Source organism: Nitratireductor sp. J20-h4, from assembly GCF_056780505.1.
This window is the reverse complement of record NZ_CM165557.1, coordinates 2,916,489-2,942,533: the sequence shown is the minus strand read 5'-3', so window position 1 is coordinate 2,942,533 and position 26,045 is coordinate 2,916,489. Positions and strand designations below refer to the sequence as shown.

General features: G+C 64.9%; 27 protein-coding genes. 14 read left to right on the top strand and 13 right to left on the bottom strand.

The window, feature by feature from the left end; genetic code table 11:
- Positions 1 to 6: 6 nt before the first annotated feature.
- Together ACT2B0_RS14260 and ACT2B0_RS14255 are read left to right on the top strand one after the other, a co-directional pair.
- Positions 7 to 1,377: an aspartate aminotransferase family protein gene (locus ACT2B0_RS14260; protein WP_473458539.1), complete on the top strand. Its 1,371-nt coding sequence runs from the start codon at positions 7 to 9 to the stop codon at positions 1,375 to 1,377.
- Positions 1,378 to 1,538: 161 nt separating this feature from the next.
- Entirely contained in the window at positions 1,539 to 2,633 is a 1,095-nt protein-coding gene (locus tag ACT2B0_RS14255; protein ID WP_473458536.1) for a YeeE/YedE thiosulfate transporter family protein, read from the top strand.
- Positions 2,634 to 2,739: 106 nt separating this feature from the next.
- Here the strand turns inward: ACT2B0_RS14255 and ACT2B0_RS14250 are convergent, their stop codons facing one another.
- The 11 genes from ACT2B0_RS14250 to ACT2B0_RS14200 form a co-directional block, all read right to left on the bottom strand.
- Positions 2,740 to 4,008, bottom strand: coding sequence for an FCSD flavin-binding domain-containing protein (locus ACT2B0_RS14250; RefSeq protein WP_473458535.1), 1,269 nt, complete (start codon positions 4,006 to 4,008; stop codon positions 2,740 to 2,742).
- Positions 4,009 to 4,171: 163 nt separating this feature from the next.
- Entirely contained in the window at positions 4,172 to 4,582 is a 411-nt protein-coding gene (locus tag ACT2B0_RS14245; RefSeq protein WP_473458533.1) for a c-type cytochrome, read from the bottom strand.
- A gap of 45 nt (positions 4,583 to 4,627) precedes the next feature.
- Positions 4,628 to 5,773, bottom strand: coding sequence for a c-type cytochrome (locus tag ACT2B0_RS14240; protein ID WP_473458531.1), 1,146 nt, complete (start codon positions 5,771 to 5,773; stop codon positions 4,628 to 4,630).
- Positions 5,757 to 7,013: a sulfite dehydrogenase gene (gene soxC / locus ACT2B0_RS14235; RefSeq protein WP_473458529.1), complete on the bottom strand. Its 1,257-nt coding sequence runs from the start codon at positions 7,011 to 7,013 to the stop codon at positions 5,757 to 5,759. Before soxC ends, ACT2B0_RS14240 begins: the two co-directional genes overlap by 17 nt.
- A 97-nt stretch (positions 7,014 to 7,110) precedes the next feature.
- Positions 7,111 to 8,802, bottom strand: a complete 1,692-nt coding sequence (gene soxB, locus ACT2B0_RS14230; RefSeq protein ID WP_350149083.1) for a thiosulfohydrolase SoxB — start codon at positions 8,800 to 8,802, stop codon at positions 7,111 to 7,113.
- Between the two features lie 109 nt (positions 8,803 to 8,911).
- Positions 8,912 to 9,766, bottom strand: coding sequence for a sulfur oxidation c-type cytochrome SoxA (gene soxA / locus ACT2B0_RS14225; RefSeq protein WP_473458527.1), 855 nt, complete (start codon positions 9,764 to 9,766; stop codon positions 8,912 to 8,914).
- 77 nt (positions 9,767 to 9,843) lie between these two features.
- On the bottom strand, positions 9,844 to 10,170 hold the full coding sequence (soxZ, locus tag ACT2B0_RS14220; protein ID WP_473458525.1) for a thiosulfate oxidation carrier complex protein SoxZ: 327 nt from the start codon (positions 10,168 to 10,170) through the stop codon (positions 9,844 to 9,846).
- A 19-nt stretch (positions 10,171 to 10,189) separates the two neighbouring features.
- Entirely contained in the window at positions 10,190 to 10,645 is a 456-nt protein-coding gene (soxY, locus tag ACT2B0_RS14215) for a thiosulfate oxidation carrier protein SoxY (RefSeq protein ID WP_473458523.1), read from the bottom strand.
- Positions 10,646 to 10,668: 23 nt separating this feature from the next.
- Entirely contained in the window at positions 10,669 to 11,127 is a 459-nt protein-coding gene (soxX, locus tag ACT2B0_RS14210) for a sulfur oxidation c-type cytochrome SoxX (RefSeq protein ID WP_473458521.1), read from the bottom strand.
- A 129-nt stretch (positions 11,128 to 11,256) separates the two neighbouring features.
- Positions 11,257 to 11,844 (bottom strand): SoxW family protein, encoded by a 588-nt coding sequence (locus ACT2B0_RS14205; RefSeq protein ID WP_473458519.1) that lies wholly within the window; start codon positions 11,842 to 11,844, stop codon positions 11,257 to 11,259.
- A 10-nt stretch (positions 11,845 to 11,854) separates the two neighbouring features.
- Positions 11,855 to 12,589, bottom strand: coding sequence for a cytochrome c biogenesis CcdA family protein (locus tag ACT2B0_RS14200; RefSeq protein WP_473458517.1), 735 nt, complete (start codon positions 12,587 to 12,589; stop codon positions 11,855 to 11,857).
- A gap of 118 nt (positions 12,590 to 12,707) precedes the next feature.
- Between ACT2B0_RS14200 and ACT2B0_RS14195 the strand changes: the two genes are divergently transcribed.
- The 3 genes from ACT2B0_RS14195 (at position 12,708) to ACT2B0_RS14185 (ending at position 14,597) form a co-directional block, all read left to right on the top strand.
- Positions 12,708 to 13,073, top strand: coding sequence for a transcriptional regulator (locus ACT2B0_RS14195; RefSeq protein WP_473458515.1), 366 nt, complete (start codon positions 12,708 to 12,710; stop codon positions 13,071 to 13,073).
- The gene (locus ACT2B0_RS14190; RefSeq protein ID WP_350149071.1) at positions 13,070 to 13,435 is read left to right on the top strand and encodes an ArsR/SmtB family transcription factor; all 366 of its coding nucleotides are present in this window, start codon (positions 13,070 to 13,072) and stop codon (positions 13,433 to 13,435) included. The genes ACT2B0_RS14195 and ACT2B0_RS14190 overlap by 4 nt, the downstream gene beginning before the upstream one ends.
- Before the next feature lie 64 nt (positions 13,436 to 13,499).
- Complete coding sequence (locus ACT2B0_RS14185) at positions 13,500 to 14,597, top strand: YeeE/YedE family protein (protein WP_473458512.1); 1,098 nt, start codon at positions 13,500 to 13,502, stop codon at positions 14,595 to 14,597.
- A 2-nt stretch (positions 14,598 to 14,599) separates the two neighbouring features.
- On the opposite strand, the gene ACT2B0_RS14180 is transcribed toward ACT2B0_RS14185, so the two are convergent.
- A complete protein-coding gene (locus tag ACT2B0_RS14180) occupies positions 14,600 to 15,508 on the bottom strand; it encodes an MBL fold metallo-hydrolase (protein ID WP_473458510.1) in 909 nt (302 codons plus the stop codon).
- Positions 15,509 to 15,671: 163 nt separating this feature from the next.
- Between ACT2B0_RS14180 and ACT2B0_RS14175 the strand changes: the two genes are divergently transcribed.
- The 9 genes from ACT2B0_RS14175 to ACT2B0_RS14135 all read left to right on the top strand — a co-directional run bounded on the left by ACT2B0_RS14175 (position 15,672) and on the right by ACT2B0_RS14135 (position 24,845).
- Positions 15,672 to 16,130: a DUF302 domain-containing protein gene (locus ACT2B0_RS14175; protein WP_350149065.1), complete on the top strand. Its 459-nt coding sequence runs from the start codon at positions 15,672 to 15,674 to the stop codon at positions 16,128 to 16,130.
- Positions 16,131 to 16,274: 144 nt separating this feature from the next.
- Positions 16,275 to 17,219 carry an acetamidase/formamidase family protein gene (locus tag ACT2B0_RS14170; RefSeq protein WP_473458508.1) on the top strand — a complete coding sequence of 315 codons (945 nt, stop codon included), beginning with the start codon at positions 16,275 to 16,277 and terminating at the stop codon, positions 17,217 to 17,219.
- A gap of 353 nt (positions 17,220 to 17,572) precedes the next feature.
- Complete coding sequence (locus tag ACT2B0_RS14165; protein ID WP_350149061.1) at positions 17,573 to 18,586, top strand: ABC transporter substrate-binding protein; 1,014 nt, start codon at positions 17,573 to 17,575, stop codon at positions 18,584 to 18,586.
- Between the two features lie 65 nt (positions 18,587 to 18,651).
- Complete coding sequence (locus ACT2B0_RS14160) at positions 18,652 to 19,482, top strand: ABC transporter permease (RefSeq protein WP_425487184.1); 831 nt, start codon at positions 18,652 to 18,654, stop codon at positions 19,480 to 19,482.
- 181 nt (positions 19,483 to 19,663) lie between these two features.
- The gene (locus ACT2B0_RS14155; RefSeq protein WP_350149092.1) at positions 19,664 to 20,431 is read left to right on the top strand and encodes an ABC transporter ATP-binding protein; all 768 of its coding nucleotides are present in this window, start codon (positions 19,664 to 19,666) and stop codon (positions 20,429 to 20,431) included.
- A 415-nt stretch (positions 20,432 to 20,846) separates the two neighbouring features.
- The gene (locus tag ACT2B0_RS14150) at positions 20,847 to 21,773 is read left to right on the top strand and encodes an amidohydrolase family protein (RefSeq protein ID WP_350149058.1); all 927 of its coding nucleotides are present in this window, start codon (positions 20,847 to 20,849) and stop codon (positions 21,771 to 21,773) included.
- Positions 21,774 to 21,814: 41 nt separating this feature from the next.
- Positions 21,815 to 22,756 carry an amidohydrolase family protein gene (locus ACT2B0_RS14145; RefSeq protein WP_473458505.1) on the top strand — a complete coding sequence of 314 codons (942 nt, stop codon included), beginning with the start codon at positions 21,815 to 21,817 and terminating at the stop codon, positions 22,754 to 22,756.
- A 72-nt stretch (positions 22,757 to 22,828) separates the two neighbouring features.
- Entirely contained in the window at positions 22,829 to 24,220 is a 1,392-nt protein-coding gene (locus ACT2B0_RS14140) for a UbiD family decarboxylase (protein WP_473458503.1), read from the top strand.
- Positions 24,162 to 24,845, top strand: a complete 684-nt coding sequence (locus ACT2B0_RS14135; RefSeq protein WP_473458501.1) for a UbiX family flavin prenyltransferase — start codon at positions 24,162 to 24,164, stop codon at positions 24,843 to 24,845. The genes ACT2B0_RS14140 and ACT2B0_RS14135 overlap by 59 nt, the downstream gene beginning before the upstream one ends.
- Positions 24,846 to 25,027: 182 nt before the next feature.
- Here ACT2B0_RS14135 and ACT2B0_RS14130 read toward each other — a convergent pair whose 3' ends face one another.
- Positions 25,028 to 26,044 (bottom strand): CobW family GTP-binding protein, encoded by a 1,017-nt coding sequence (locus tag ACT2B0_RS14130; RefSeq protein ID WP_473458499.1) that lies wholly within the window; start codon positions 26,042 to 26,044, stop codon positions 25,028 to 25,030.
- Between the last annotated feature and the right edge of the window lies 1 nt (position 26,045).

Sequence of the window (26,045 nt, the reverse complement as noted above, 5' to 3'; positions counted from 1 at the left end):
AAAACCATGCTCAGAAACGATCTGCTCGACCAGTGGGACCGGGAGAATTTCTTCCATCCCTCCACGCATCTCGCCCAGCACGCGCGCGGCGAAGCGCCGAACCGCATCGTGTCGGGCGGCAAGGGCGTGTTCATCGAGGACCGCGACGGCAACAGGCTGCTCGACGCCTTCGCCGGCCTTTATTGCGTCAATGTCGGCTATGGGCGGCCGGAGATCGCCGAGGCGATCGCCGAACAGGCCAAGGAACTCGCCTATTATCATGCCTATGTCGGCCACGGCACGGAAGCCTCGATCACGCTCGCCAAAATGGTGCTGGAGCGTGCGCCGCAGGGCATGTCGAAGGTCTATTTCGGCCTTGGCGGTTCCGACGCCAACGAGACCAACGTCAAGCTTACCTGGTACTACAACAATATTCTCGGCCGGCCGGAAAAGAAGAAGATCATCTCGCGCTGGCGCGGCTATCACGGATCGGGGCTGGTGACCGGGTCGCTGACCGGGCTGGAGCTCTTCCACAAGAAGTTCGATCTGCCGCTCGAGCGCATCCTGCACACCGAGGCGCCGTATTATTTCCGCCGGCCCGACCTGGCGATGAGCGAGGCCGACTTCGTCGCCCATTGCGTGGCCGAGCTCGAAGCGCTGATCGCGCGCGAGGGCGCCGACACGATCGCGGCCTTCATCGGCGAGCCGGTGCTTGGCACCGGCGGCATCGTGCCGCCGCCGCAAGGCTATTGGCAGGCGATCCAGACGGTGCTGGAAAAGCACGACATCTTGCTGATCGCCGACGAGGTGGTGACGGGCTTCGGTCGGCTGGGCACGATGATGGGCTCGGACCATTACGGCATGAAACCCGACATCGTCACCATCGCCAAGGGGCTGACCTCGGCCTACGCGCCGCTGTCGGGCTCGATCATCGGCGACCGGGTGTGGACGGTGCTGGAGCAGGGGACCGACGAGAACGGGCCGATCGGCCATGGCTGGACCTATTCCGCGCACCCGATCGGGGCGGCGGCCGGTGTTGCCAATCTGAAGCTGATCGACAGTCTCGGCCTGGTCGAAAACGCCGCCGAAACCGGCGCCTATTTCAACGCGGCGATGAGTGACGCGCTTGCCGACCATAGTCACGTCGGCGAGGTGCGCGGCGAGGGCATGCTGGCCGCCGTCGAGTTCATGGACGACAAGGACAAGCGGACCTTCTTCGATCCGTCCAAGAAGGTCGGTCCAGCCGTCGCGGCCGCATTGATGAAACGCGGGGTGATCGCCCGCGCCATGCCGCAGGGCGACATACTGGGTTTCGCGCCGCCGCTCTGCTTGACGCCGGCCGAAGCCGACGAGATCGTCTCCAAGACGGCCGAGGCCGTTGCCGAGGTGCTGGGCTGAACGGCCGCTCTTGCGCGATCCGGCAAGTGGAATGAAATGCCGCTTGCCGGCAAAACCGCGCAAAACCGTTCCGCAAGCCCGGTTCCGGTGAGAGGACGGTTTCCTGCCAATCCGCCCCGGATGGCTTATTTTGCGGCCAGTGTCATCCGGAGCCTTGAGCCATGGATTTCGTTCCCCTGATCGATCAACTGGGCGAGCGCGGAACCGCGATCGCCGGCGGCGCGCTGATCGGCGCGCTTTTTGGCGTTTTCGCCCAGCGCAGCGCCTTTTGCACCCGTTCGGCCGTGCTCGACCTGACGCGTGGGCGCGACCTGAAGGCGCTCGCGGTGTGGGCGGCCGGTTTCGCCGCTGCCGTGCTTGGCGTGCAATATCTGCTGGCAAGCGGCCGTCTCGAAGTCCTGGAAACGCGCTTCTTTTCCACCGCGCAGAGCCTGTCGGGCGCGCTGATCGGCGGCGCCCTGTTCGGCGTCGGCATGGTGCTGGCGCGTGGCTGCGTATCGCGGCTGATCGTGCTTTCGGCCTCGGGCAATCTGCGCGCCCTCTACACATCCGTGGTGATCGCGGTGGTGGGGCTGGCCACCTATAGCGGCGTGCTGGTGCCGGCGCGCGATGCGATCGGTGGACTGTGGAGCACGGCGCAGCTTGGCGGCAACGACGTTCTCGCCCATGCCGGTCTTGGCCAGCAGGCCGGTGTCGTCATCGGCGCGGCGCTGGCGTTAGCGGCGCTGCTGCTGGCGGTGAAGGCGCGACCGTCGCCGTGGCGGGTCGTCGGCGGGATCGGCGTCGGCCTGTCGGTGGTCGCCGGCTGGTGGTTCACCTACACGCTGTCGCTGCAGGTGTTCGACCCGATCCAGGCCGAGAGCCTGTCCTATATCCGCCCGCTCGCCACGACGGGCGGGCTGGCGCAAGCCGGCAGCGACGGCCCGGGTCTCGACCAGGGTGTGCTGATCGGCACGCTCGCCGGCGCCTTCGCGGCCGCGCTGCTGTTCCGCGACTTCCGTATCGCCGGCTTTTCCGAACCCGGAACGCCCTCGGTCCTGCGCTACACGCTCGGCGCGGTGCTGATGGGCTTCGGCGGTATCCTGGCGGTCGGCTGCACCATCGGCGCCGGCTTCACCGGCGGCGCGGTGCTGGCGCTGTCGTCGCTGCTCGGTCTTGCCGCCATGATCGGCGGCGCGGCGGCGGCCGACAGGCTGATCGACGCGCGTCCGGCCGCCGCCGTGTCGACGCGTTCGCACGCGGTGCCGGCCGAATAGACCCGAAGCCGGGCGCGACCGGTCACGAAGCGGGATGGCGTGATCGGTTCGCCATCCCGGTCGTCCGAGGTACGAGGCCGGCTTGATCCCCGAAAGCGGCGCCCGTTCAGCCGAACATGTCGGCGACGATGCCGGAATACCAGCCAAGCGATTCCTCGTAGGTGGCCTTGCGCAGCGCGGCGTCCTCGCCGGTCTGGCTGATGAAACTCACCACCGAGGTGATCTTGCCGTCCTTGGGCTCGTACTGGGCGCCGACCTTGACGCCGTCGTCGGTCTCGATCAGCGACCAGCAGGTGTTGGAATATTTCGCCGGAAAGACCTTGGAATCCGTCAGGTCGCCGCGGGCATTCATGGCCGCGATCTTGGCCTGGCTGTTGGCCGAGAAGCCGGATTTGGGCATGTCGCCGGCGATCGAGGCATCGCCGATCACGAATACCGCCTCGTCCATCGTCGAGCGCATCGAGGCGGCGTCGATCGGGCAGAAGCCGCTGTCATCGGCGAAGCCGTCGGCGATGGCGCCGGCCTTCTGCGCCGGGATGACGTTTAAGAGCGCGCCCTTGAAGGTGTCGAAATCGGTCTCGACCGTGCCGGCGCCGGCGTCGACGGTCTTGATGCCGCCATGGATGTCGGGCCCGTACCACTCGACCATGCCGGGATAGTGTTTTTCCCAGCCGGCCTGGAACAGGCCCTGTTTGGAGAATTTCGCCTTCGGGTCGATGACGACGATCTTGGCGCCGGTGTAACCCTTGGCTTTGAGCACATGCGCCATCATCGAGACGCGCTCGTAAGGTCCGGGCGGACAACGATAGGGGTTGGGCGGGGCGACCATGACGATCGTCTCGCCGTCGGCGACGGCGTCGAGCCTGGCTTTCAGGAGTTCGGTCTGCGGACCGGCCTGCCAGGCATGCGGGGCGATCTCGGCGTGGGCCTGGGAATAGCCGGGCACGGAATCCCAGATCATGTCGATGCCGGGCGACAGGATAAGCCGGTCATAGGCAAGCGTGGCGCCGTCCGCCATGGTCACGGTCTTCGCGGCGCGGTCGACGGCGCTCGCCCGGCCCGTCACCTTGGTGATGCCGTAGGCCGAGACCAGCTGGTCGTAGCTGTGGGTGATCGACTGGAAGTCGCGCAAGCCGCCCAGATAGAGGTTGGAGAAGAAACAGGTGGTGAAGCTGTCGCTGTCCTCCACCAGCGTCACGTCGATCGCGCCGTTGGAATCCTTGGCGATATATTTCGCCGCTGTCGCACCGCCCGCGCCGCCGCCGATCACGACCACGCGCGGCTTGCCCTGGGCGCGCAGATATGTGGGCGCTGCGAGGCTGGCCGCGCCGGCGCCGACCAGTGTTGTAAATTGCCTTCTCGTCAATCCGGTCATGGCATCCTCCCGAGTACCGGTTTTCAAGCGAAAGACGTTCTTGTGCGTCGTGCTCCAAATCCAAGTGCCGTTCTGCTTGTCATCAAATCGCAGGCCGGCTTCACCTTCTCGTTTCAACGCGTTTCCGAACGGCGAACCGGCATCCCCTTCGCCTCAAAACGCTCTACGGCGACAGCTCGGCGAAATAGGCGGCAAGGGCGGCGATTTCGTCGGCCTCCAGCCGCGCCGTCATCAACCGCATGACCTCGTTGGCGCGCAGGCCGAGCTTGTATTCCACCAGCGCCCGCACCGTGTGATCGACCGGCAGGCCGGCGATCGGCGGTATGGTTCCGCCGGCGCCGGATGACTGGTGGCAAGTCACGCATTCGCCGCCGAGATATTCGCCGAAAGCGGCGTCGCCGTCGAGAGACAGAATTTCGGTCTCCAGATGTTCGGCCCGCAGCAGGTCTTCGGCCGATGGCGGTGGCGGGCCGGTTTCGCTCGCCACGGCGGGCACGCACAGGAACAGGGCGATGGCGCCGGTCGACAGACGCGAGGCTGCGCGTCGTGGCGTTTTTCGGGCCCTGTTCGGCACGTCGTCGCTCCCGCGTTGCGTCATCAAAGGCGGCCCGGACCGCGGTCAGTCGATGCCGCCGCCGGTGCCGTCCTCGTCGCCATCGCCTTCGGGCGTCACGTCGAGCACGGCGGCGTGCTGGACGATCTCGGCCTTGCCGGGCTTGCAGTCGCGCATGCAGGGCTCGGCCCCGGCCGCATAATGCGGTTCCTCATGCCTGTCGTCGGCGATGAAGCCGTCCTCGTTCGGCAGCCGGATCGTGGCCAGATTGTCCTGGTTCAGCTCGAACGCCTCGTCGGTGACGATGTCGTTCAAATATAGCACATAGGCGGTCAAGGCGTAGACGTCGTCGTCGGACAGCGAGCGGGCGTTGCCGAACGGCATGGCGCGGCGCACATAGTCGTAGACCGTCGACAGATAGGGCCAGTAGGAGCCGATCGTCTTAACCGGGCGCTCGCGCGTCAGCGTGTCGTAGCCGCCCGCCAGCACCGGCCAGCGCCCGATCGCCTCGCCGAAATCGCCATGGCAGACCGCGCATTGCTCGGTATAGACCGTCTCGCCTTGCAGAACCGTGCCGCTGCCGACCGGCAGGCCGGCGCCGTCGGGACGGATGTCGATGTCCCAGGCCGCGATCTCCGCCTCAGTGGCGGGCCGGCCGAGATGGAAGACGCCATGGGCGGGCGGCTCGGCCGCAGCGTCCGCCTCCACCACGGCCTCCTCGGGCTCGTCGGCTTTGGGTTCGGCTTCGGCGATCGCGGTATCCTCGTTCGGTGTATCGGGCGTATCGGCCGGCGCCGGTTCGGCGGATGCCGCGTCGTCGTCGCCCGATTGCGAAAATGTCGCCAGATAGGCGAGGATGTCGTCGATCTCGGCGTCCTTCTTCAGACCGGCGAAGGCCATCCGGTTGCCCTTGATGAAGGCGCGCGGGGCGGTGAGATAGGCCGCCAGCGTCTCCTCGCTCCAGACCAGCCCGTCCTCGCCGGCCTTCACCATCGCGGGCGAATAGCGGAACCCGTCAGCCGTGCCGGCGATACGGCCGAACACGTCGTTCAGTTGCGGTCCGACCCTGTTCCTGGCGCCATCGCCGACGGCGTGACAGGCCTTGCACTTGGCAAAGACCTTTTCGCCGGCGTCAACGTCGCCTTCGGCCAAGGCCGCCGCCGGCAGCAGCGACAGGGCAAGCGCGGCGGCGAGCCTAGGAAATCTCGACATTCTCGACCACTCCGTCTTTTGCCACATGCCAGGTCTGGATGCCGTTATTGTGGTAGATGGAATTTTCCCCGCGCGCGGCGCGCAGGTCGTTCTTGGTCGGCTGCACGAAGCCGTTTTCGTCGATGGCGCGCGACTGCAGGAAGAGCTCGGAACCGTCCCAGTCGAACGCATGGTAGAACCGGTGCAGCGCCTTGGGCAGGCTCGGCCCGTCGAGACGCGCCGTCGTCCAGTTGCGGCCGCCGTCGATCGAGACGTCGACCCGGCTGACGCGCCCGCCGCCCGACCAGGCAAGCCCGGCCAGAACCAGCCGGCCGCGGCCGTGGGTGACCGGCGCCTGCGGGCTCGGATTGGTGATGACGGATTTGACGTCCATCTCCCAGGTGAAGCGCCTGGCTTTGCCGTTGGCGAGCAGGTCGGTATATTTCGAGGTCTCCTCGCGCAGCTGCCACGGCTTGTCGCCGATCTCGAGACGGCGCAGCCATTTCACCCAAAGATTGCCTTCCCAGCCGGGCACCACCAGCCGCAGCGGATAACCCTGGCCGGGCCGCAACGCCTCGCCGTTCATCTTGAAGGCGACCAGGCAGTCGTCGAGCGCCTTTTCGAGCGGCAGCGAGCGGGCCATGCCTGACGCATCGGCGCCCTCGGGCATGACCCAGGCCGCGCCCGCGCGGATGCCGGCTTCCTCCAGCAGGTGGCGCAGCTTGACGCCGGTATACATCACGCAATGCACCATGCCGTGGGTGAACTGGCAGCCATTGAGCTGCGCGCCGCGCCATTCCATGCCGGAATTGGCGGCGCATTCGAGGAAATAGACGTGGTTTTCGCGCGGAAAACGCATCAAATCGGCCATGGTGAAGACCAGCGGCGTGTCGACCATGCCGTTGATCATCAGCCGATGCTGTGCGGGGTCGATCTCGGCGATGCCGGCGTGGTGGCGCTCGAAGCACAGCCCGTTGGGCGTGATGATGCCGTCGAGCTCGTGCAGCGGCGTGAAGTTGACCGAGGAAATCGGATCGGCCGTCAGCCACGGCACGTTGCGGCGCACCACATGGGCCTCGTAGGGCGAGGGCACGCCGTAGGGTTCGGCGTCGACGCCCGGCCCGGCATAGCGGTTCCAGTCCTGGATTTCGGTGATGGCGGGATCGTCGGCCGCGCGCGCGGCGGTCGTCGCGGTGGCGAGTGCCGCGCCGGCGGCCAGGCCGCCTTGCAAAAAACCGCGTCTCGATGGCTGATCAGGCATGGTTCGGTTCCGTCCGGCCGGGTATCTATATACACATATGAATTTTAATATATATCAAGCCGCAACTCATCTGTCCATCGCCGCCCTGTCTTGGTGGTCAGTTTTTCAGCGTGACGAGCCGGTTTTCCTTCAGCTCCACGACCGGGTTGCCGGCGAGATAGTCCTCGACCACCTCCCAGATCGGCGGGCCTTCGGTGGCCTCGTTCACGGAGGCCCAGCCGGCCACGACATAGTCGCGCCCCGGCTCGACGGCCGCGCCGGTCTCGACCAGCGTCATGTCGGTGATGCGGTTGCCCATCGTCGCGCCGGGATCGATCGTATAGGCCATGCCGCCGACACGCACCATGTCGCCGCCCTGCTGATAATAGGGATCGGCGTTGAACAGGTTGTCGGCCACGTCCTCCAGGATGGCGTGGATGGTCTCGCCGCTCATCGTGGAGCGATAGGCGGCGGGGTAGGTCATGGCGCAGGCATTGTGCAGGTCTTCGACGGTGATCTTTTCGCCCGGCAGCACCGAGGTGCCCCAGCGAAAACCGGGCGAGAGCGCGATGTCGGCCTCGCGCACGTCGAGCAGCGCCTGGCAGATCAGATCGTCGAACGTGCCGTTGAAATTGCCGCGCCGGTAAAGCAGCGTTTCGGTGGTCGCCAGCTCGCGCCTCAACTCGTCCTCGAACGGCGCCCGCAGCCGCGTGATGAGGCCGTCCATCTCCGCGTCGGGCGCGATCACGTCGGAAAAGACCGGGATCAGCCGGTGACGGAAGCCCTTGAGCGCGCCGTCGCGCACGTCGAGATCGAGCCGGGTGACGAACTTGCCGTGCGAACCGCTGGCGATCAGCAGCGTCGAGCCGACCTTGACCGGCTCGGGCAGGGCGTCGTGGGTGTGGCCGGTCAGGATGATGTCGATACCCGAAACGCGCGCGGCGAGCGCGCGGTCGACGTCGAAGCCGTTATGCGACAAAAGCACCACCAGATCGGCGCCGGCGGCGCGCGCGGCGGCGACATTGGCCGCGATATCCTCCTCGCGGATGCCGAACGACCAGTTCGGGAACATCCAGCGCGGATTGGCGATCGGCGTATAGGGAAAGGCCTGGCCGAGCACGGCGATGTTGACGCCGCCGCGTTCGAACATCTTGTAGGCCTCGAAAGCCGGCTCGTTCCATTCCGCGTCGTAGATGTTGCCGCCGAGGAAGGGGAAGGGCAGGGAACCGATGATCTCCGTGACCCGCTCGGCGCCATAGGTGAATTCCCAGTGGCCGGTCATGGCGTCGGGTGCGAGCGCGTTCATGGCCTCGACCATGTCCTGGCCGTTGGTCTTCAGCGCGGTGTAGCTGCCCTGCCAGGTGTCGCCGCCGTCCAGAAGCAGCATGTTGTCGCCGCGCTCGGCGCGGATGCGCTTGACGATGGTGGCAATGCGGTCGAGCCCGCCCATGCGGCCATAGGTGCGGGCGAGCGCGGAAAAATCCTCTGACGTCAGCGCATAGGCATGCGGGCTGCCCGGGTCGATGTCGTAGAGCTTGAGGAAGTCGGCGCCGGTGACATGCGGGGGCAGGCCGGCAACCGCGCCGACGCCGATATTCTCAGACGGTTCGCGGAAATAGACAGGGCGAAGCTGGGCATGAATGTCGGTCAGGTGCACGAGGGTGACGTTGCCGTGCGCCTCGAAGTCGAGCAGCGCGTCTTCGGTGAGTGTCTGCTGCGCGGCGGCCCGCGACCAGCGTCCGACGAGGCCTGGACCGGCGACGGCCGACAGAGCCGCCGTTGCCATGAGGAATTCGCGTCTTGAGATCATGTTCTGGCCCCGACGGCATCCACGTCCGCCCGGCGATGGACGGAGCGGCGTGCATTTGGCATTGGCTTTGATGCGCGACGCCGCGCGCCGCGCCCGGCTACGCCGGCGGTTATTGACGCACGGCCGGCGTTTCGACCGAAAGGCCGGTTCCGCGCCAGGTGACGTAGACTTCCAGCGCCATCAGCTCGTCGGAAAAGGCTTTCGGAAATTCCGCCCGCGTGTCGCGGATGCAGCCGCGGAAACGGTTGTGCAGCGACACCATGTCGGCCTGTTTCAGCCGGTAGGTCGGAAAGCCGTTCGCCTGGCCCTGGCTCAGATGGTCGGCGCGGATATATTGGCCGGAATTGGCCTCGTGGCAGGACGCGCAGGCGAAGTTCAACTGGCCCGTGCGGGTGTAATACATCTCCTTGCCGCGATCCCACCAGCTCTGCAGGTCGCCCTGGCTCAGGTCGACGGCGACCGGCGTGCCGAGCGACTGGTGCTTGATATAGGTCGTCAGCGCCTTCTGGTCGGGCGCGTCGAACTTGTAGGCCTCGGCCCCCATGTTCTCCACCCGGCACTTGTCGATCTGCAGTTCGATATTGATCGGCCGCTTGGCGTCGGCGTCCCATTTGGGATAGTTGGCGGCGACGCCCTTCATGGTGTCGGCGGCGTCGTCGTGGCACGACGCGCACGACTTGCCCATCGTGCCGTCGACCGTGTTCCAGATGTCGGCGCCGCGGTCGACGTAAAGCATGCCCGGGTTCTGGAAGGAATCGGCTTCCAGTTCGCGCGTTTCGGCTTCGCGGAACAGCCAGCCGGACAAGAGCTCGTCGAAAGGATGGCCCTCGGGCGCGGCGGTTCGCACCGTCATGGTCTGTCCGTCGATAACCAGTTCATCGTCGACCGGCTCGGCCACGGCCGGCAAAGCCGTCGCGAAAGCCAGGAGCGCGCCAAGCCCGACAATTGCGTATCTATTCCTCACGGCCTTCCTCCCATTCGTTCCCTTGCGGTTGCGGGCCGGAATCCGTTCGCGCGGATCCCTTTTGCTGCCCGACCGTCCTATTTGACCTCGATGCTGGCCTCGTGCTCGTAGACCGAGCCGTCGTCGTCGACCCAGGTGAACTTGAAGGTTCCGCTCTCGGCCACCTTGGCATTGAACTCGAAATAGGGATTGGCCGAGATCGCAGGGTCGATGTCGCAGGAAAACACCGGCGTTCCGTTGAACTCGCAGGTGAATTTGTTGATGATCTGGCGCGGGATCGGCTCGCCGCTCTTGTCCTTGCGCTGGCCCGATTCCATCGGGTGGCTGATCAATGTCTTGATGGTGATGACCTCCCCCGCCGAGGCGGTCTTGGGGAGCTTCACGCGCGGTTTTGGTGTGGCCATTGTGTCGTTTCCTCTCTGATCAGCCGCCGCAGCCGCCGATCGTCACCTTGACTTCCTTCTGGTCGATGAAGGTCGAGCCGTCCTTCATCTTCGCCACGGCGATCACGTTCTGCGTCTTGGCCAGGCGCATGCGCGTCGTCGCCGCGGCGACGCCGCTGGCTTCGGAGAAATTGAACACCGCCACGTCGGGATTGGGGTTGCCTTCGGCCAGGATCATGACTTGCTCGACGACATCGTCGCCTTCCATGGCGCTTTCGACCTCGATGGAGACCGGAACCGTGTTGCCGTTTTCGGCAATTTCGGGCGCCGTCAGCGTCAGCCGGCCGGTTTCAGGCGTCCTGCCGCCGGTGAATTCGGCGATGCGCTTTTGGGTTTCCTCGGGGGTTGCCCAGGCGTGGCGGCCGGGCAGGCCGACGGCGGCAAGAGCGATCGCTCCCGCCGTAAGGCCCAGCGCCTGGCGTCTGTTGATGGTCATCTCTCGTTCTCCTCGCGCTTGCGCTATTCCTTCAGCGTGGCGACATAGGCCACGACATCTTCGATCTGTTGCGCCGTCAGGATCGTCTTGCCCACAAGATCCTCGCGGACGTCTTTGCCGACGGCGAGCGAATAAAACCCCGGCATGACGGTCTGTTCGCCGAAAACCTGCTTGGCGTCGGTGATGATGGCGCGCAGTTGAGCCGGTTCCCACCGGTCGCCGGCGCCGTCCATGGCCGGACCGACCGTGCCGTGGAACAGCTCTTTTTGCATGTCGGCATTGGTGTGGCACGCAAGACAGTTGCCGAGCTTGCGGTCCTTGAAAATGTCCCGTCCCACGGTCGGGTCGCCTGGCTTGCCGGTCAGCGACGCGGCAACGGCGAGATCCTCGAATTTGACATCCTGGGGAGCGGTCTCATCCGCCAAGGCACCGGCGGCCGTGACCGCCAGGACCGCCGTCACAATTGCTGTCGCACGAATCATCAGCCGGTCTCCTCCCGTATTCCCGCTCGTTGCTTGGCGGATATTCTTTCCCGCGACACGCTAGCCATGTCGATCCGAATCTTCAATGAAAAAATATGATTATTTGCATGTGTTTCCGCGAGCCGCCCCTCAGTCCGCCTCCAGGCGGCCGGCGGCGCGAAGCTCGTCGAGCTTGCGCGCGTGGTATTTCTGGAAATGCTCGTCGCCTTCATAGCCCTTTTCGAACACCCATTCGAACATGTGCAGAAAGGTCCATTTGCCAAAGGCGCCGGGCATGGTGGCGACCGCCGCCTCGCTGACGATCGTGCCATCCGGAGCCGCCTGCGGCAAGAAGACGATCGTCGGGGTGAAGACGTAGCCCCATTTGCGCGCGGCGGTCTTTTCGGTCAGCACCTCGCCGTCGAGGTCGGTGACCTCCTCGTCGCCGAACATGTTGTACTGCACGACGTTGAAATGCGCCTTGATGTAGTCGCGCACCTCCGGGTCGCTCAAAAGGTCCTCGTGCATCTTGGCGCAATAGATGCAGCCGCGCTGTTCGAAGACGATGGCGAGACGCTTGCCGTCCTGCCGCGCCGTCTCGATGTCCTCGGCGACGTCGCGAAAGGTCAGCGAGAACCAGGGCTGTTTGTGCAGCCCGTCATCGCCGATTTCGGCGGCGGCGGCGGAGAACGCCCCGACGAGGGTGACGAGGGCGGTCAACAGCAGCGAACGGATCATGACAAGGCTCCTAGCCGATGGTCTGGAAAATGGGAAAGGTTTCGAGCAACCAGTAGGAGATGGTCGCCATCTGGCCGGTCATGAACAGAATGCCGGTGACCACCAGCAGGCCGCCCATGGCCATCTCGATCTTGCGCATGTGCTGGCGAAAACGCCCAGCCCAGCCGAGGAAGCGGCCGGCAAAGGCCGCCGCCAGCAGGAAGGGAATGCCGATACCCACCGAATAGACGGCCAGCAAAAGGGCGCCGCGGGCGGCGGTGCCCTCGGACCCGGCGACGAACAGGATGGCGGCGAGCACGGGACCGACGCAGGGTGTCCAGCCAAAGGCGAAGGCCAGGCCCATGATATAGGCGCCGACGATGCCGGCCGGCTTCTTGTCCACTTGCACGCGCGCCTCGCGGTAGAGCAGGGCGATACGGAATACGCCGAGAAAATGCAGTCCCATGACGATGATGATGACGCCGGCGATCACCGACAATATGTCGAAATACTGGGCGATCGTGTTGCCGATCACGCTGGCGGTCGCGCCGAGCGCGACGAAGACTGTGGTAAAGCCGAGCACGAAGGCGAGGGCGGCCGCGACGATGCGCCGGCGCGCGCCGGCGGCGACGGCGTCGCTGCGCAGTTCCTCGAAACTCAGCCCGGCGAGCCAGGCCAGATAGGGCGGAACGATCGGCAGCACGCAAGGCGAGACGAAGGACAGCAGTCCCGCCAGAAGGGCGCCTCCGAGGCTTATGTCCAGCATCGCGTTCGTTCCTTGCGGTAATGCGGCCTTGCGGCTGTCCGAGTCGCCGGGTTGGCGACAATTCTGCTGGAAGATATGCGAAAATTTATATATATTGCAATCGACGAAAGGACTTTGCATGCGCCGGCTTGCTTTCTGCCTGGTTTTCTGGGTCTTCGCCGGGCTGGCCTGGCCTGTCGTAGCGGCCGAACTGATCATGCTCGAACAGCCCGGCTGCCCGTGGTGCGCGCGCTTCAACGAGGAAATCGCGCCGGCCTATGCCAAGACGCAGGAAGGCCGCAGGGCGCCGCTGCGCCGGGTCGACATCACCCGGTCCTGGCCGGCCGATCTCGACTTCGTCGCGCGCGAACGCTTTACGCCAACCTTCGTCCTGGTCGAGGGCGGGCGCGAACTCGGCCGCATACGCGGCTATCCGGGCGATGAATTTTTCTGGTATCTTCTCGGCGATTTGATCGCCAAGCTTGACGAGACCGTAGACGAATGACCCTTCCGAAACTCGATCCCGACCAGCAGCCGGAAGATTTCCAGGCGCTGCTCGACCAGGCGCGCAAGGCCAGCGAGTTGCTGAAAGCGCTGTCGCATGAAAGCCGGCTGTTGATCCTGTGCCTCCTGGCGGAGGGCGAGAAATCGGTCTCGGAACTGGAAAACATCATGGACATGCCGCAGGCGGCGGTGTCGCAGCAGCTTGCACGCCTGCGCTTCGATCGCCTGGTCAACACACGTCGTGAAGGACGGGTCATCTATTATTCGATCGCCAGCGCGGAGGTCGCCTCGGTGATCGAGACCCTTTACGGGCTGTTTTGCGCCCCGGTCCGGCAGGGAGAGCCGAAAATCCGGAAACCCTGACGCAAGGCAGCCTGCGGCTTGGGGAGCGTCCGGCGAAGACGGCGGTCCCAGGGAGGAGACGCAGGTGCAAAATATCGTCGGATCGCCGTTTTTCCTGCCGCTGGCGGGGCTTGTCGCCGGCACCTTGCTCGGCTTCGTCGCGCGGCGCGTACATTTTTGCGCCATGTCGGCGCTCGAACGCCACTGGTATGCGGGCGAAAGTCACGGCGTGCGCAGTTGGGCGCTCGCCGCCGCCGTCGCGCTGGTGCTGACCCAGACGCTTGTTGCGGTCGGCCTCGCCGATCCCGGGCGCAGTTTCTATCTGATGCCGCTTGTCGGCCTGACCGGCGCGGTCATCGGCGGGCTCGCCTTCGGGTTCGGCATGGCGCTGGTGGGCACTTGCGGCTTCGGCGCGCTGGTGCGGCTCGGCGGCGGCAGCCTGCGCTCGCTGGTCGTGCTGATGGTGCTCGGCCTGTCGGCGATGGCCGCGCAGCGCGGTCTGTCGGCGCTGGCCCGTGTCGAACTGGTCGACGAACTGGCGATCGACTTGTCCTTCGTCGGCGGCCAGTCGATGGGGGCGATCGCCAGTGCCGTGACGGGGCTCGACCTTCACGCGGCCGTGGCGGCGCTGATCGCCGGCGGCCTGATCTGGTGGGTGTTCCGCGACCGCGCCTATCGCCGCGCCCGGCTGGCGATCGGCGCCAGCCTGACGGTCGGCGCGGTGATCGCGTTCGGCTGGGCGGCGACGACGCTTGCCGCACGCCACTCCTTCTTTCCCGTGCAGATCGAGGCCGGCTCGTTCGTCGTGCCGGTGGCCGATACGATCCTGCAGGCGATCCTGTTCACCGGCATCGGGCCGGACTATGGCGTTGGCCTGGTGATCGGCGTTGTGGTCGGCGCCGGCCTGTGCGCGTGGCGCAGCCACGATGTGCGCTGGGAGGCTTGCGACGATGCGCGCGAACTGGGACGGCATTTCGCCGGCGGCTTCCTGATGGGCACCGGCGGCGTGTTCGCGCTCGGCTGCACGGTCGGCCAGGGCATCACCGCCCTGTCGGCAATGGCGCTTTCGGCGCCCGTCGTGATCGTGGCGATCATGGCCGGCGCGCGGCTGGGTCTCGCCTATCTGATCGAGGGATCGGTGCTGGCGGCGTTCCGGCGCATGGACGACGCGCCGGCGCGATAGGCTCAGCCAAGCGGCGCGAAGCCATAGGCCTCGCCCTTGCGCTCGACCGTGCCCATGCCGGGATACGGCAGATGGAAGGCGATCAACCGCGCCCGCTCGGCGGCCATCCGATCAAGCAGGCGCAGGCGGGTCTGCGCGGCCTGTTCGCGGTCCTGATCGCTGCCGGAATGCAGCGCGGGGCGCAGGAAGGAGACCGCGTTGGTCAGCGCGTCGCCGGCAACCAGCACCGGCCGGTCGCCGCCATGGATCATGAAGGCGACATGGCCGGGCGTGTGGCCGGCGGTGTCGATGGCCTCGACGCCCGGGAACACTTCCTCGCCCGGCGCGAAAAGGGCGATGCGGTCCTCCAGCGCGGCCATCCGGTTCCGCGCGCCGACAACGAAGCTCTTGCGGTCCTCCGGCATCGTAGCCAGCGTGTCGTCGGCACGCCAGAAATCCCATTCCGCGCGCGCCATTCGGGGTGTGGCCTCGGGGAAGGCAAGATCGTCGAAATCGTCGAGAACGCCCCACAAATGATCGGGATGCGCGTGGGTGAAGATGAGGTCGGTGACCTCGGCAGGGTCCACGCCGGCCTCCTCCAGCCCGGCGAGAAGCTCGCCCGTGGTCGGCAGGAAATTCGGCCCGGCCCCGGCATCAAAAAGCGCCAGCCGGTCGCCGGCGCGCAGCAGGGTGACGTTGCAGTCCGGCTTGTAGTCGGTGGTCGACATGCCGCCTTCGGCGAGAAGGGCGGTGCGCTCCTCGACCGATATGTCGGGAAAGACGGAGCTCAACGGCAGGTTCATGTGACCGTCGCTGACGACCATGATCTCGCCATCTCCGGCCGCGAGCGCAGTGGCGGCAAGTGCAGGCCTGGCGAGTGCGACGGCGGCGGCGGTTGCGACACCGGTCAGAACGGCGCGACGTGTGGGCATGAGCGGGCCTCCCGGCAATATATTCAATTTTTCGAATGATTTCACGGTCCGACAATCTCGTCAATCGCTGCGCCAAGGAACGGAGTAAAGTATTCAAGAATTTCTATGTGAATGGACAGGCGCGGCGAAGCGCGCGACAATGGCGCAGCAAAGGAGCCATACAATGAAACGTCTTTCGCGGGTCGCCGCGCTTGTTCTCGTCTCGCTTACTCCGGCCTTGCCGGCCGTCGCGGCCGACGACGTCACCGTCTACGAGACCGATACGCCGTTCGCCGATGTCGCCTTCGACCTTGGCGACGCGATCGTCAATCGCGGTTATGTCGTCGACTATCGCGGTTTCATCGGCGAGATGCTGCAGCGCACGGCCGAAGATGTCGGAGCGCAGAAGGCGCTCTACAAAAATGCCGAGTTCTTCCAGTTCTGCTCGGCCGTCATCTCGCGCCGCGCGATGGAGGAGGATGTCGCCAATATCGCCTATTGCCCCTATGTGGTGTTCGCCTACGAGACCGAGGCAGAGCCTGGAACCGTGCGCGTCGGCTTCCGGCGTTTGCCGGAGGGCGGCGGCCGTGACCAGGTCAACACCCTGCTCGAGGAGATCGCGCGCGAGGCGGTTGGCGAATAGCCGAGCCGGACTGGTGGCGCCAACCAGGGGCGGGAAAATCTCCGCGGCGGGTGGAACCGTCCGCGCCAAACGGCCATTCTGCGTGACGAGACCAGGAGCGTGGCAGGCGGCGTGCCGCGATCCCGGCCAGTTTGGAGACGCGCCATGTGCACACATGCCGACCACACCATCCATCGCGCCCGGCATCATTTCGGCTGGGACAACGCGATCGCGCCGGTCATGCATGTGGAGCCCGGCGCGCGGCTGACCTTCGAATGCCTTGACGCCTCGGGCGGCCATTTCACACCGCAAAGCACGGTCGCCGACATCGCGACGCTAGCATCAGAAACGATCAATCCCGTCACCGGACCGGTGTTCGTCGAGGGAGCCGAACCGGGCGACGCGCTCAAGGTGACGATCGAGGCCTTCGAGCCGTCCGGCTTCGGCTGGACTGCCAATATTCCGGGGTTCGGCCTGCTTGCCGACCAGTTCCCCGATCCCGCGCTGCATCTGTGGCGCTACGACGTGACGGCGCGCGAGCCGGCCCTGTTCGGCGCCAATGCGCGTGTGCCGCTGAAGCCGTTTGCCGGCACGATCGGGGTCGCACCGGCAGCCCCCGGGCGGCATTCGGTGGTGCCGCCGCGCCGTGTGGGCGGCAATCTCGATATTCGCGACCTCGCCGCCGGTACGACGCTCTATTTGCCGGTCGAGGTGGCGGGCGCGCTGTTTTCGATCGGCGACACCCATGCCGCCCAGGGCGATGGCGAGGTGTGCGGCACCGCGATCGAAAGTCCGATGACGGTCGCCCTGACGCTGGAACTGGTCAAGCAGGCGGGGCTTTCGATGCCGCGCTTCACCACGCCGGGTCCGGTGACGCGTCATCTCGACGGGGCGGGCTACGAGGCGACGACCGGTGTGGGCCCGGACCTTTACCAAGGGGCGCGGGCGGCGCTTGCCGGCATGATCGACCTGATCGTCCGTGAGCACGGCCTTGCCCCCGTCGACGCCTACATGCTGTGCTCGGTCTGCGGCGACCTGCGCATCAGCGAGATCGTCGACGCGCCGAACTGGGTGGTTGCGTTCTACTTTCCCCGCGCGGTGTTCGCGTAAGGGCTGTATATGCGCAAGTCATTGCAATCAAAGCGATTGCATCGGTTTGGCTAGCAAGAGTTTCACTTTGACAGTGCGTGGCGGCTTGATGTAGCTTGAACCTCGCCGCGTGAGTAGAAGCGCACTTAATCCCGGCCGCCTGAAGGGCGGGGGAGATAATTGCTCACTTGTTGGAACGCCAACGAGATGGGTTGCGCTTTACGAAACTGGTTCTTCCCGACTCGTTGTAGACAATAGGGGCTTTCGGCCCCCGGCGACCATGTTCGGTGACCGTTGGAGCAGTCCTTCGGACATGGGTTTGGTGTTGGCGCGAATTCGACCGGTCGTTACCGGCCGGTCTTTGGGAGGAGACGATGCGCAAACTGGTTTACGTACTCGGTGCGATGGTTATGGCGATGGCGACGCTGCCCGCTGCCGCGGAGGAGCTGACCAAAGTCCGGTTTATTCATGAATGGCGTTTCGAGGGCCATGTCGCGCCCTATCTGGTCGCGCTCGACAAGGGATATTACAAGGACGAGGGGCTGGACGTCTCGATCGATCCGGGAACCGGAAGCGTTGACGGCATCAACCGGATCGCCTCGGGGTCCTACGATATCGGCCAGATGGATCTCAACGCGCTGATCAAATATCGCGACGCAGCCGACGCCGTGCCGATCAAGGCGGTGCTGGTGACCTACAACATCCCGCCCTTTTCGATCCTGACGATCAAGAAGAACGGCATCGCTGAGCCGAAGGACCTGGAGGGCAAGATTCTCGGCGCGCCTGCGGCGGACGCGGCCTATTCGCACTGGCCGATCTTCGCCAAGCTGAATGACATCGACACGTCGACGGTCACGGTCGAGAATGTCGGCTTTCCGGTGCGTGAGACCCTTTTGGCGCAAGGCCAGGTCGACGCGGTGACGGCCTTCATCTCCAACAAGCTCGCGGTCAAGGCCGCCGGCGTGCCCGACGACCAGATCGTCGGCATGATGATGAGCGAGTACGGTGTCGACCTGTTCGGCAGTGCGGTGATGGCGAGCCCGTCCTTCATGGCCGAGCATCCCGAGGCGGTGGCCGGATTCGTGCGCGCCACAATCCGCGGCTTCCGGGACGCCATCAACGATCCCGAAGGCGCGATGGACAGCGTCATGAAGCACAACCCGATCGCCAAGCGCGACATCGAACTCGAGCGGCTGAAGCTGGTCGCCGAGGAGTGTTATTTCACTGACGACGTGCGCGAGAACGGTTTCGGCCACGTCGATGCGGGACGGCTGTCGCGCTCGATCGACCAGCTCGAGGAAACCTTTTCGTTCACCAACAAGCCGCAGGCGTCCGACATCTATACCGGCGATTTTCTGCCGGCGAAGAATGAGCGGATGATCCAATAGGCTTGAAGCAACCCTGCGCGAGGGCGCTCGTTGCAGCGCCCTTGCGACCGGTGCGACACAGATAGGTGGATAAGATGGCACAAACCGATATCGTCTCGCCTCCGGCAAAGGCCGCGCGCAGCGGCCCGGACTGGGTCTGGCATGCGGAGAACATCGGCTCGCCGGTGCTGTTCACGCTCGGCTTGTTCCTGGTATGGGAAGTCGGCTGCAGGCTGTTCAACGTTCCCGAATCGATCTTGCCGACAGCCTCCGCGACGCTCGCCGCGCTGTGGGAGTTCCGGGTCGTCATCTTCGACAACATGATCGTGACCTTGTGGACGACGCTGCTCGGCTTCGCACTGGCGATCGTCATCGGCCTGCTTCTGGGCGTCGCCGTGGGCTGGCACCGCGCCGTCTATTCGGCGGTCTATCCGGCGCTGATCGCGTTCAACTCGATCCCGAAAGTGGCCGTCGTGCCGATTCTGATCCTGTGGTTCGGGCTCGGCACCGTTCCGGCGATCCTGACCGCGTTCCTGATTTCGTTTTTCCCGATCGTGGTCAACGTGGCGACCGGGCTCGCCACGGTCGAACCGGAGCTCGAGGACGTCTTGCGTGCCCTCGGCGCCAAGAAACTTGTGGTGATGACCAAGGTCGGCATTCCGCGCTCGCTGCCGCATTTCTTCGGCTCGCTCAAGGTGGCGATCACGCTTGCCTTCATCGGCGCGGTGGTGGCCGAAACCTCCGGCGCGTCGAAGGGGCTGGGCAAGCTGATGCTCGACGCCCAGGCCGCCTTCCAGGTGCCGATCGTGTTCGCCGCGCTGCTGGTTTTGTCGGTGCTGGGCATCCTGCTCTATGCGATCACCGCGCTGATCGAGCAGCGGTTCACCGGCTGGGCCCATCGTTCGCAGAACCATTGAACCCGAGACACCGGGCCGCCGTTTCGCGGACCACCCAAGACAGGAGACAGGCGCCGTGACTTTGCTGCACACCGAAAGCTCGCTGTACCAATCCAATGACGTGACGGCCAAGCTGGCCGCAGTGGATCCGTCGCGCGCCGGTCAGGCCGCAACAGATTTCGTCGAGATCTCCGATGTGACGCTGTCTTATGGCGGCGACGAAGGGGTGACCGCCGTCGAGGACCTGACCATGTCGGTTCGCAAGGGCGAGTTCGCCGCCGTTGTCGGTCCGTCCGGTTGCGGCAAGTCGACCCTGATGAAGCTGACGACCGGACTGGTCATTCCCCAGACCGGCCGGATCGCCGTGGACGGCACCGCCGTCAAGGGGCCGCTCGACATCGTGGGGATGGCATTCCAGAACCCTTCGCTGCTGCCGTGGCGGCGCACGCTCGACAACATCATGCTGCCGCTGGAGATCGTCTCGCCGCACGCCCAGAGGCTGCGCAAGCACAAGGCCGAGTACGTCGCGCGCGCCGAAGCCATGCTTGACCTGGTCGGCCTCGGCGGCTTCGGTTCGAAATATCCCTGGCAGCTTTCGGGCGGCATGCAGCAGCGGGCGAATCTGTGCCGGGCGCTGATCCACGAGCCAGGCCTGTTGATGCTCGACGAACCGTTCGGCGCGCTCGACGCCTTCACGCGCGAGGAATTGTGGGGCGTGATCCGCGACCTGCATCAGAGGAAGAAATTCACCGTGGTGCTCGTGACGCACGATCTACGCGAGGCCGTCTATCTGGCCGACCGTGTCTTCGTCATGAGTGCGCGCCCCGGTCGGGTCGTGCTGGAGCGCGAGATCGGTTTCGAGCGGCCGCGGCCGATCGACCTGACCTACACGTCCGAGTTCAACGATATCGTGCATGAATTGAGGGAAAAAATCGCCGAGGCGCGGGCCGACACGCCGCCGATCGGTTAAAAAACCAAGCGGAAATGGGGGCGCCTCAACCACACGCATTGCGTGTGTTTGACGGCGCGGATGATATACGCACGCCGGATCGCGGCGGGGCTTGCGGACGAGGCCGCAGGCAATGACCCTCATGTGTCGGAATTCTGTCTTAACTATATAAAATATTTGATCTTTTTGGATTTTTTAGCTTTTCGAAAAAGCTCGGATAGGGTATGGTCCCCACATTGTCAGTAGAAGCAAAACACCGAATTTCGGTCGCGTATAGCGCGAAAAATCCGGTCGGGAATTGCTGGCAAGAGATCACTTGATCTGCGCCCGACGGTGAGAGCTGACAGAGATTGCGGCAGGATTGTTGTCGGGCGCGGTGGTTTCGCCGCGCACGGGCTCCGTGTTGGCGGGACATTGCCAATTGTGGAGACAATCGATGATAATCGACATTAGCTGCTACCCCACCAAGCTGGTCGACCTGGCATGGCGGCACGATGGCGATCCGTTTACCGGCGAGCGCCTGCTGAAGATGATGGACGGGCCGTTCTGGGTGAACGGCAAGCCGCGCCGCATCGACAAGGCCTTCATCCAGCCGCCCCAGGGCAACACGATCTATACTGACGGGCACGGCGACCTGACCGGCAAGGACGCGATCCGCGACTACATGGCCTACACGGTCGAGCTGGTTCAAAAATATCCCGACCGCTTTCTCGGCTGCTTCGTCTACAATCCGCGCTACGGCACCCAGAACGGCGCCGAGGAGATCGAGCACCACGCCAAGGAATACGGCTTCAAGATGGTGCAGCTCCAGGCCAACATGCACGCCTACCGGCCCGACCGGGCGCTCGACTGGCTGCGCCCGGCGATGCGGAAATGCGCCGAGCTCGGCCTTCTGGTGAAAGTGCATACCGGCGACGGACCGTATTCGATTCCGACCGAATTCTATCCGATCATCCGCGAATTCCCCGAGGTCAATTTCATCCTCGGCCATTTCGGCGTGCAGACCGGCGGCGTCTACTGTTTCGAACCGTTCCAGATGGCGTTGGACGCACCCAATGTCTACGCCGAATCGGGCTGGTGCCTGCAGTCGCGCATCGTCGAGTTCGCCAAGGAACTGCCGAAGGAGAAAATCCTGTTCGGCACCGATACGCCGCCCAACGAACCGGGCATGTGGCTGAGGCTGCTGGAGGTTCTGTGTCACGAGCCGCCGCAGGGCCTGAACCTCGACGAGGACACGCTGGAAGATTATTTCGGCAACAACATCGCGCGTATGATCGGTCTCGACCCGACGCCGCCGCCGCGCACCGTCGAAGAGGCGAAAGCACGCCTGAAGGGCGAAACGCCCACACTCGCAACGGCCTGAAGCCGTTTGGCGATCGCTCTCGAAAAATTCCGGAGATCATCATGATTATCGACACCCACCTGCATCCGACCAATCTGGTCGACGAGGCCTGGCGGCACACGGGAACACCGTTCAATGGCGAGCGCATGCTCAAACTGATGGACGGTCCGTACTGGATCAACGGCAAGCCGCGCCGCATCGACATGGGCTTCATCCAGCCGCCGCCCGGCAATACCGGCTATCGCGACGGCAATCGCATGGGCCGCGAAGGCATTCGCGACTACATGGCCTACATCGCCGAGCTGTGCCAGAAATATCCCGACCGCTTCATCGGCAACTTCAACTACAACCCGCGCTGGGGCCCGGAGAACGGCGCGGCGGAGCTGGAATTCCACGTCAAGGAATACGGCTTCAAGATGCTGAAACTGCACGCCAACATGCACGGCTACCGGCCGGACCGGGCGCTGGAATGGCTGCGCCCGGCGATGAAGAAATGCGCCGAGCTCGGCGTCGTCGTGCTGATCCACACCGGTGACGGACCCTACACGATCCCGACGATGTTCTACCCGATCATCCGCGAGTTCCCGATGGTCAACTTCATCATCGGCCATTTCGGCATCCAGACCGGCGGCAACTATTCCTTCGAATCCTTCTGGATGGCGATGGATACGCCCAACGTCTACTGCGAGTCCGGCTGGTGCTTCCAGTCGCGCATCGTGGAATTCGCCAAGGAACTGCCCAAGAACAAGATCGTGTTCGGCACCGATTCGCCGCCCAACGAGCCGGGCATGTGGCTGCGCGAACTGGAAGTTCTGTGCCACGAGCCGCCGCAGGGGCTCGGCCTTTCTGAAGACGACCTGGAAGGTTATCTCGGCAACAACATCGCCAAGCTGGTCGGCATCGACCCCACCCCTCCGCCCCGTACCATGGACGAGGCGAAGGCGCGCCTGACGGACACCTATGCAGGCGTCACGCGCGGCGCGGGCCAGGCTGTTCCCGCCTGATGCCCGCTGGCGACCCGGCCTGGCCGGGTCGCCGCCCATACCGCGCCCAAGCAAAGATCGAAGAGTACCCAGATGGACAAGCCGGCCCCCCACGACACGCAGGACATTCGTCGTTTCCTGGCCGATTATCGCGCGGCCCGTCCGCACGATATCCTGACGATCGACGAGCCGGTCTCCGATGACCAGGACGTCACCGCGGCTATCTGGGCGCTCGCGGCGCAAAACCGCGCGCCAGTGCTGCATTTCCGCAAGGTCGGCAATATCGGCGCCGAGGTCGTTTCCAACATTTTCGGCTCGCGCGAGCGCATCGCGTATCTGTTCGGCGTTGAGGAAAGCAGGCTACACGAGGCCTATCAGGCGCGCTCGCGCCGCGAGGTCGCGCCGGTCGAACTTAAGAGCGGCCCGGTGACGGAACTGGTCGAGGATAGCGATATCGACCTTGAATCGCTGCCGATGCTGAAGCACTTCGCCACCGACCGCGCAAAATACATCACCAGCGGCGTCATCATCGCCGAGCATCCCGAGACCGGCGGCGGCAATCTGAGCTACCACCGGGCGATGATCCATTCGAAGAACGAACTGGCGACCAGCCTGCATTCGCGCGGCCATTTGTGGCGGCTGCTGAACATGGCCAAGGAGCGCGGCCAGCCGATGCCTGTCGCCATGGTGATCGGCGCGCATCCGCTGTTCATGATCGCGGCCTCGGCCCGGCTCGCCTTCGGCGCCGACGAGCGCGACGTGGCCGGAGGGCTTTTGGGCGAACCGCTCAAAGTGGTGCGCACGCCCAGGCACGGCATCCGCGTGCCTGCCTTCGCGGAGATCGTGCTGGAAGGCGTGATCGAGCCGGAAGCCCATGTCGAGGAAGGGCCGTTCGGCGAATTCACCGGCTATTCGTCGGACCGCTCGACCAACAATCTGTTCCGGGTCGAGACGGTGATGCGCCGGCGCGACGCGATGCTGGTTTCGGTGGCCGGCGGCAATTCGGCCGAACATCTCAATCTCGGGCGCGTGCCGCGCGAGGCCGAGATGGTGGAAAAGCTGAAGCAGCGTTTCCCCAGTGTGACGGCCGTGCACTATCCGGCCTCGGGAACGCATTTCCACGCCTATGTGGCGCTCAACCAGATGCGGCCCGGGGAGGCGCGGCAGGTCATGCTCGGCCTGCTCGGCTGGGACGCCTATCTCAAGACGGTGATCGCCGTCGACGCCGATGTCGACGTCACCCGCGACAGCGACGTGCTTTGGGCGCTCTCGACCCATTTCCAGCCGCATCGCGACGTCGTCATCATCGAAGGGCTTCCCGGCAACGCGCTCGACCCGTCGGCGTCGGGCATCGGCACCACCTCGCGCATGGGCCTCGACGCCACGCGCGGCGCCGATTTCCATGGCACGCTGGCCAGGATCGACGATGCGGCTTTCGCCCGCGCCCGTGCCGTGCTCGAACGGCTCGGCGGCGCCGGCGGCTGAGGGCGCGCGTCCCGTGAAGCCGGCCGATCCCTCCCGCAAGCGGCTGATCGTCGGCATCAGCGGCGCCTCCGGCGCGATCTATGGCATTCGCCTTCTGGAGATCCTGCGCGCGCTCGACATCGAGACCCACCTCATCGTGTCGAACGCGGCGCGGATCACGCTGGCGATGGAAACCGACAGCACGATCGCCGAGGTCGAAAAGCTGGCGGCCGTGGTGCATTCCAACAAGGATATCGGCGCAGCCTGCTCCAGCGGCTCGTTTCGCACGCTGGGCATGATCGTTGCGCCGTGCTCGGTCAAGACGCTGGCGGAAATCGCGTCCGGCGTGACCTCCAGCCTGTTGGCGCGCGCCGCCGACGTGACACTCAAAGAGCGTCGCAAGCTGGTCTTGATGCTGCGCGAGACGCCGCTGCACCTGGGCCATATCCGTTCGATGGCGCAGGCGACGGAGGCCGGTGCGATCATCTGCCCGCCGGTGCCGGCATTTTACGCCAAGCCGCAAACGCTCGACGATATGGTCAACCATACGGTCGGGCGGGTGCTCGACCTGTTCGACATCGATGCCGGCCTCGTGCGGCGCTGGGACGGTCTGAAGGGCGCGGCCAGACAGTCCGTGACCGGGTAGCCCGTCATCGGTGCGTTCGGCGGTCGCAGACGCTTCAACTTTCCGATTTTTTCGACAGTCCCGTTTCTCCCGACGACAGGCGGGCGATCATTCCGACCCATGCCCCCGCGAACGGAACAGGCAAAAAAATCGCCGGCGCGAAGGCCGGCGACAGGTGGGGTGTCTTGGGAGAATAGGACGTCTCAGGCGAGACAGGTTTCGAGCATTTTCTCGATCTCGGCGCGATCGATGTCGCGGCCGATAAAGACCAGCTTGGAATAGGGCCGGTCCTTGCCCCAGGCGTGGTCGGGGCGAAAATCCATCAGCTTGTGGACGGCCTGGAGAACGAAGAAGCGGTCGTCGTCCTCGATCGCCAGAATCCCCTTGGTGCGGAAGATCGCGTCGCCCTTTTCCTGAAGATAGGCCGACAGGGTCGGCTCGAGCTTGGCGCGGTCGAAGGGCTTGTCGAAGGTGAAGGATTCCGATCCCACCGTCTGGTCGTGCGTATGATGGTGGTGGTGATCGTGGTCGTCGAGATTCAACAGCTTGGCGCGCTCGGCGACATAGGAAGGCTGGAAGCCGCTGATGCCGAGAATGTTCGACAGGTCGACCTTGCCATAGCTGGCCTTCAAGATGTCGGCGGTCTCGTTGAGCTTGCGCAGATTGGTTTCCAGCGCGCCGACGGCGGCATCGTCGACCAGATCGACCTTGTTGATGACGATCCGGTCGGCGGCGACGATCTGGTCGACCGCCTGGTTGTCGCGCCCGTCCAGAAGCGGATCGTCGACATGCTGGGCGATGTGCTTGGCGTCGACCATGGTCACGATGGCGTCGAGCTCGACCTGGCCGGCGACCTCGTTGTCGATGAAGAAGCTGGTGGCGACCGGGGTGGGGTCGGCCAGTCCGCTGGTTTCGACCAGGATGTGGTCGAACTTGTCCTTGCGGGCAAGCAGCTTCTGCAGCACCTCGACGAGGTCGTTGCGCACGTCGACGAAGCAGCAGATGCAGCCGTTCTGCATCTGGAAAATCTCCTCCTCCGAGGCGATCACCAGATCGGAATCGACATCGATCTCGCCGAACTCGTTCTCGATCACGGCAATGCGATGACCATGGCGCTCGGTCAGGATGTAGTTGAGCAGCGTCGTCTTGCCGGCGCCGAGGAAGCCGGTGAGGATGGTGACGGGAACCTTGTCGCCGCCTGTGGTCTCGATGTTGGGCATC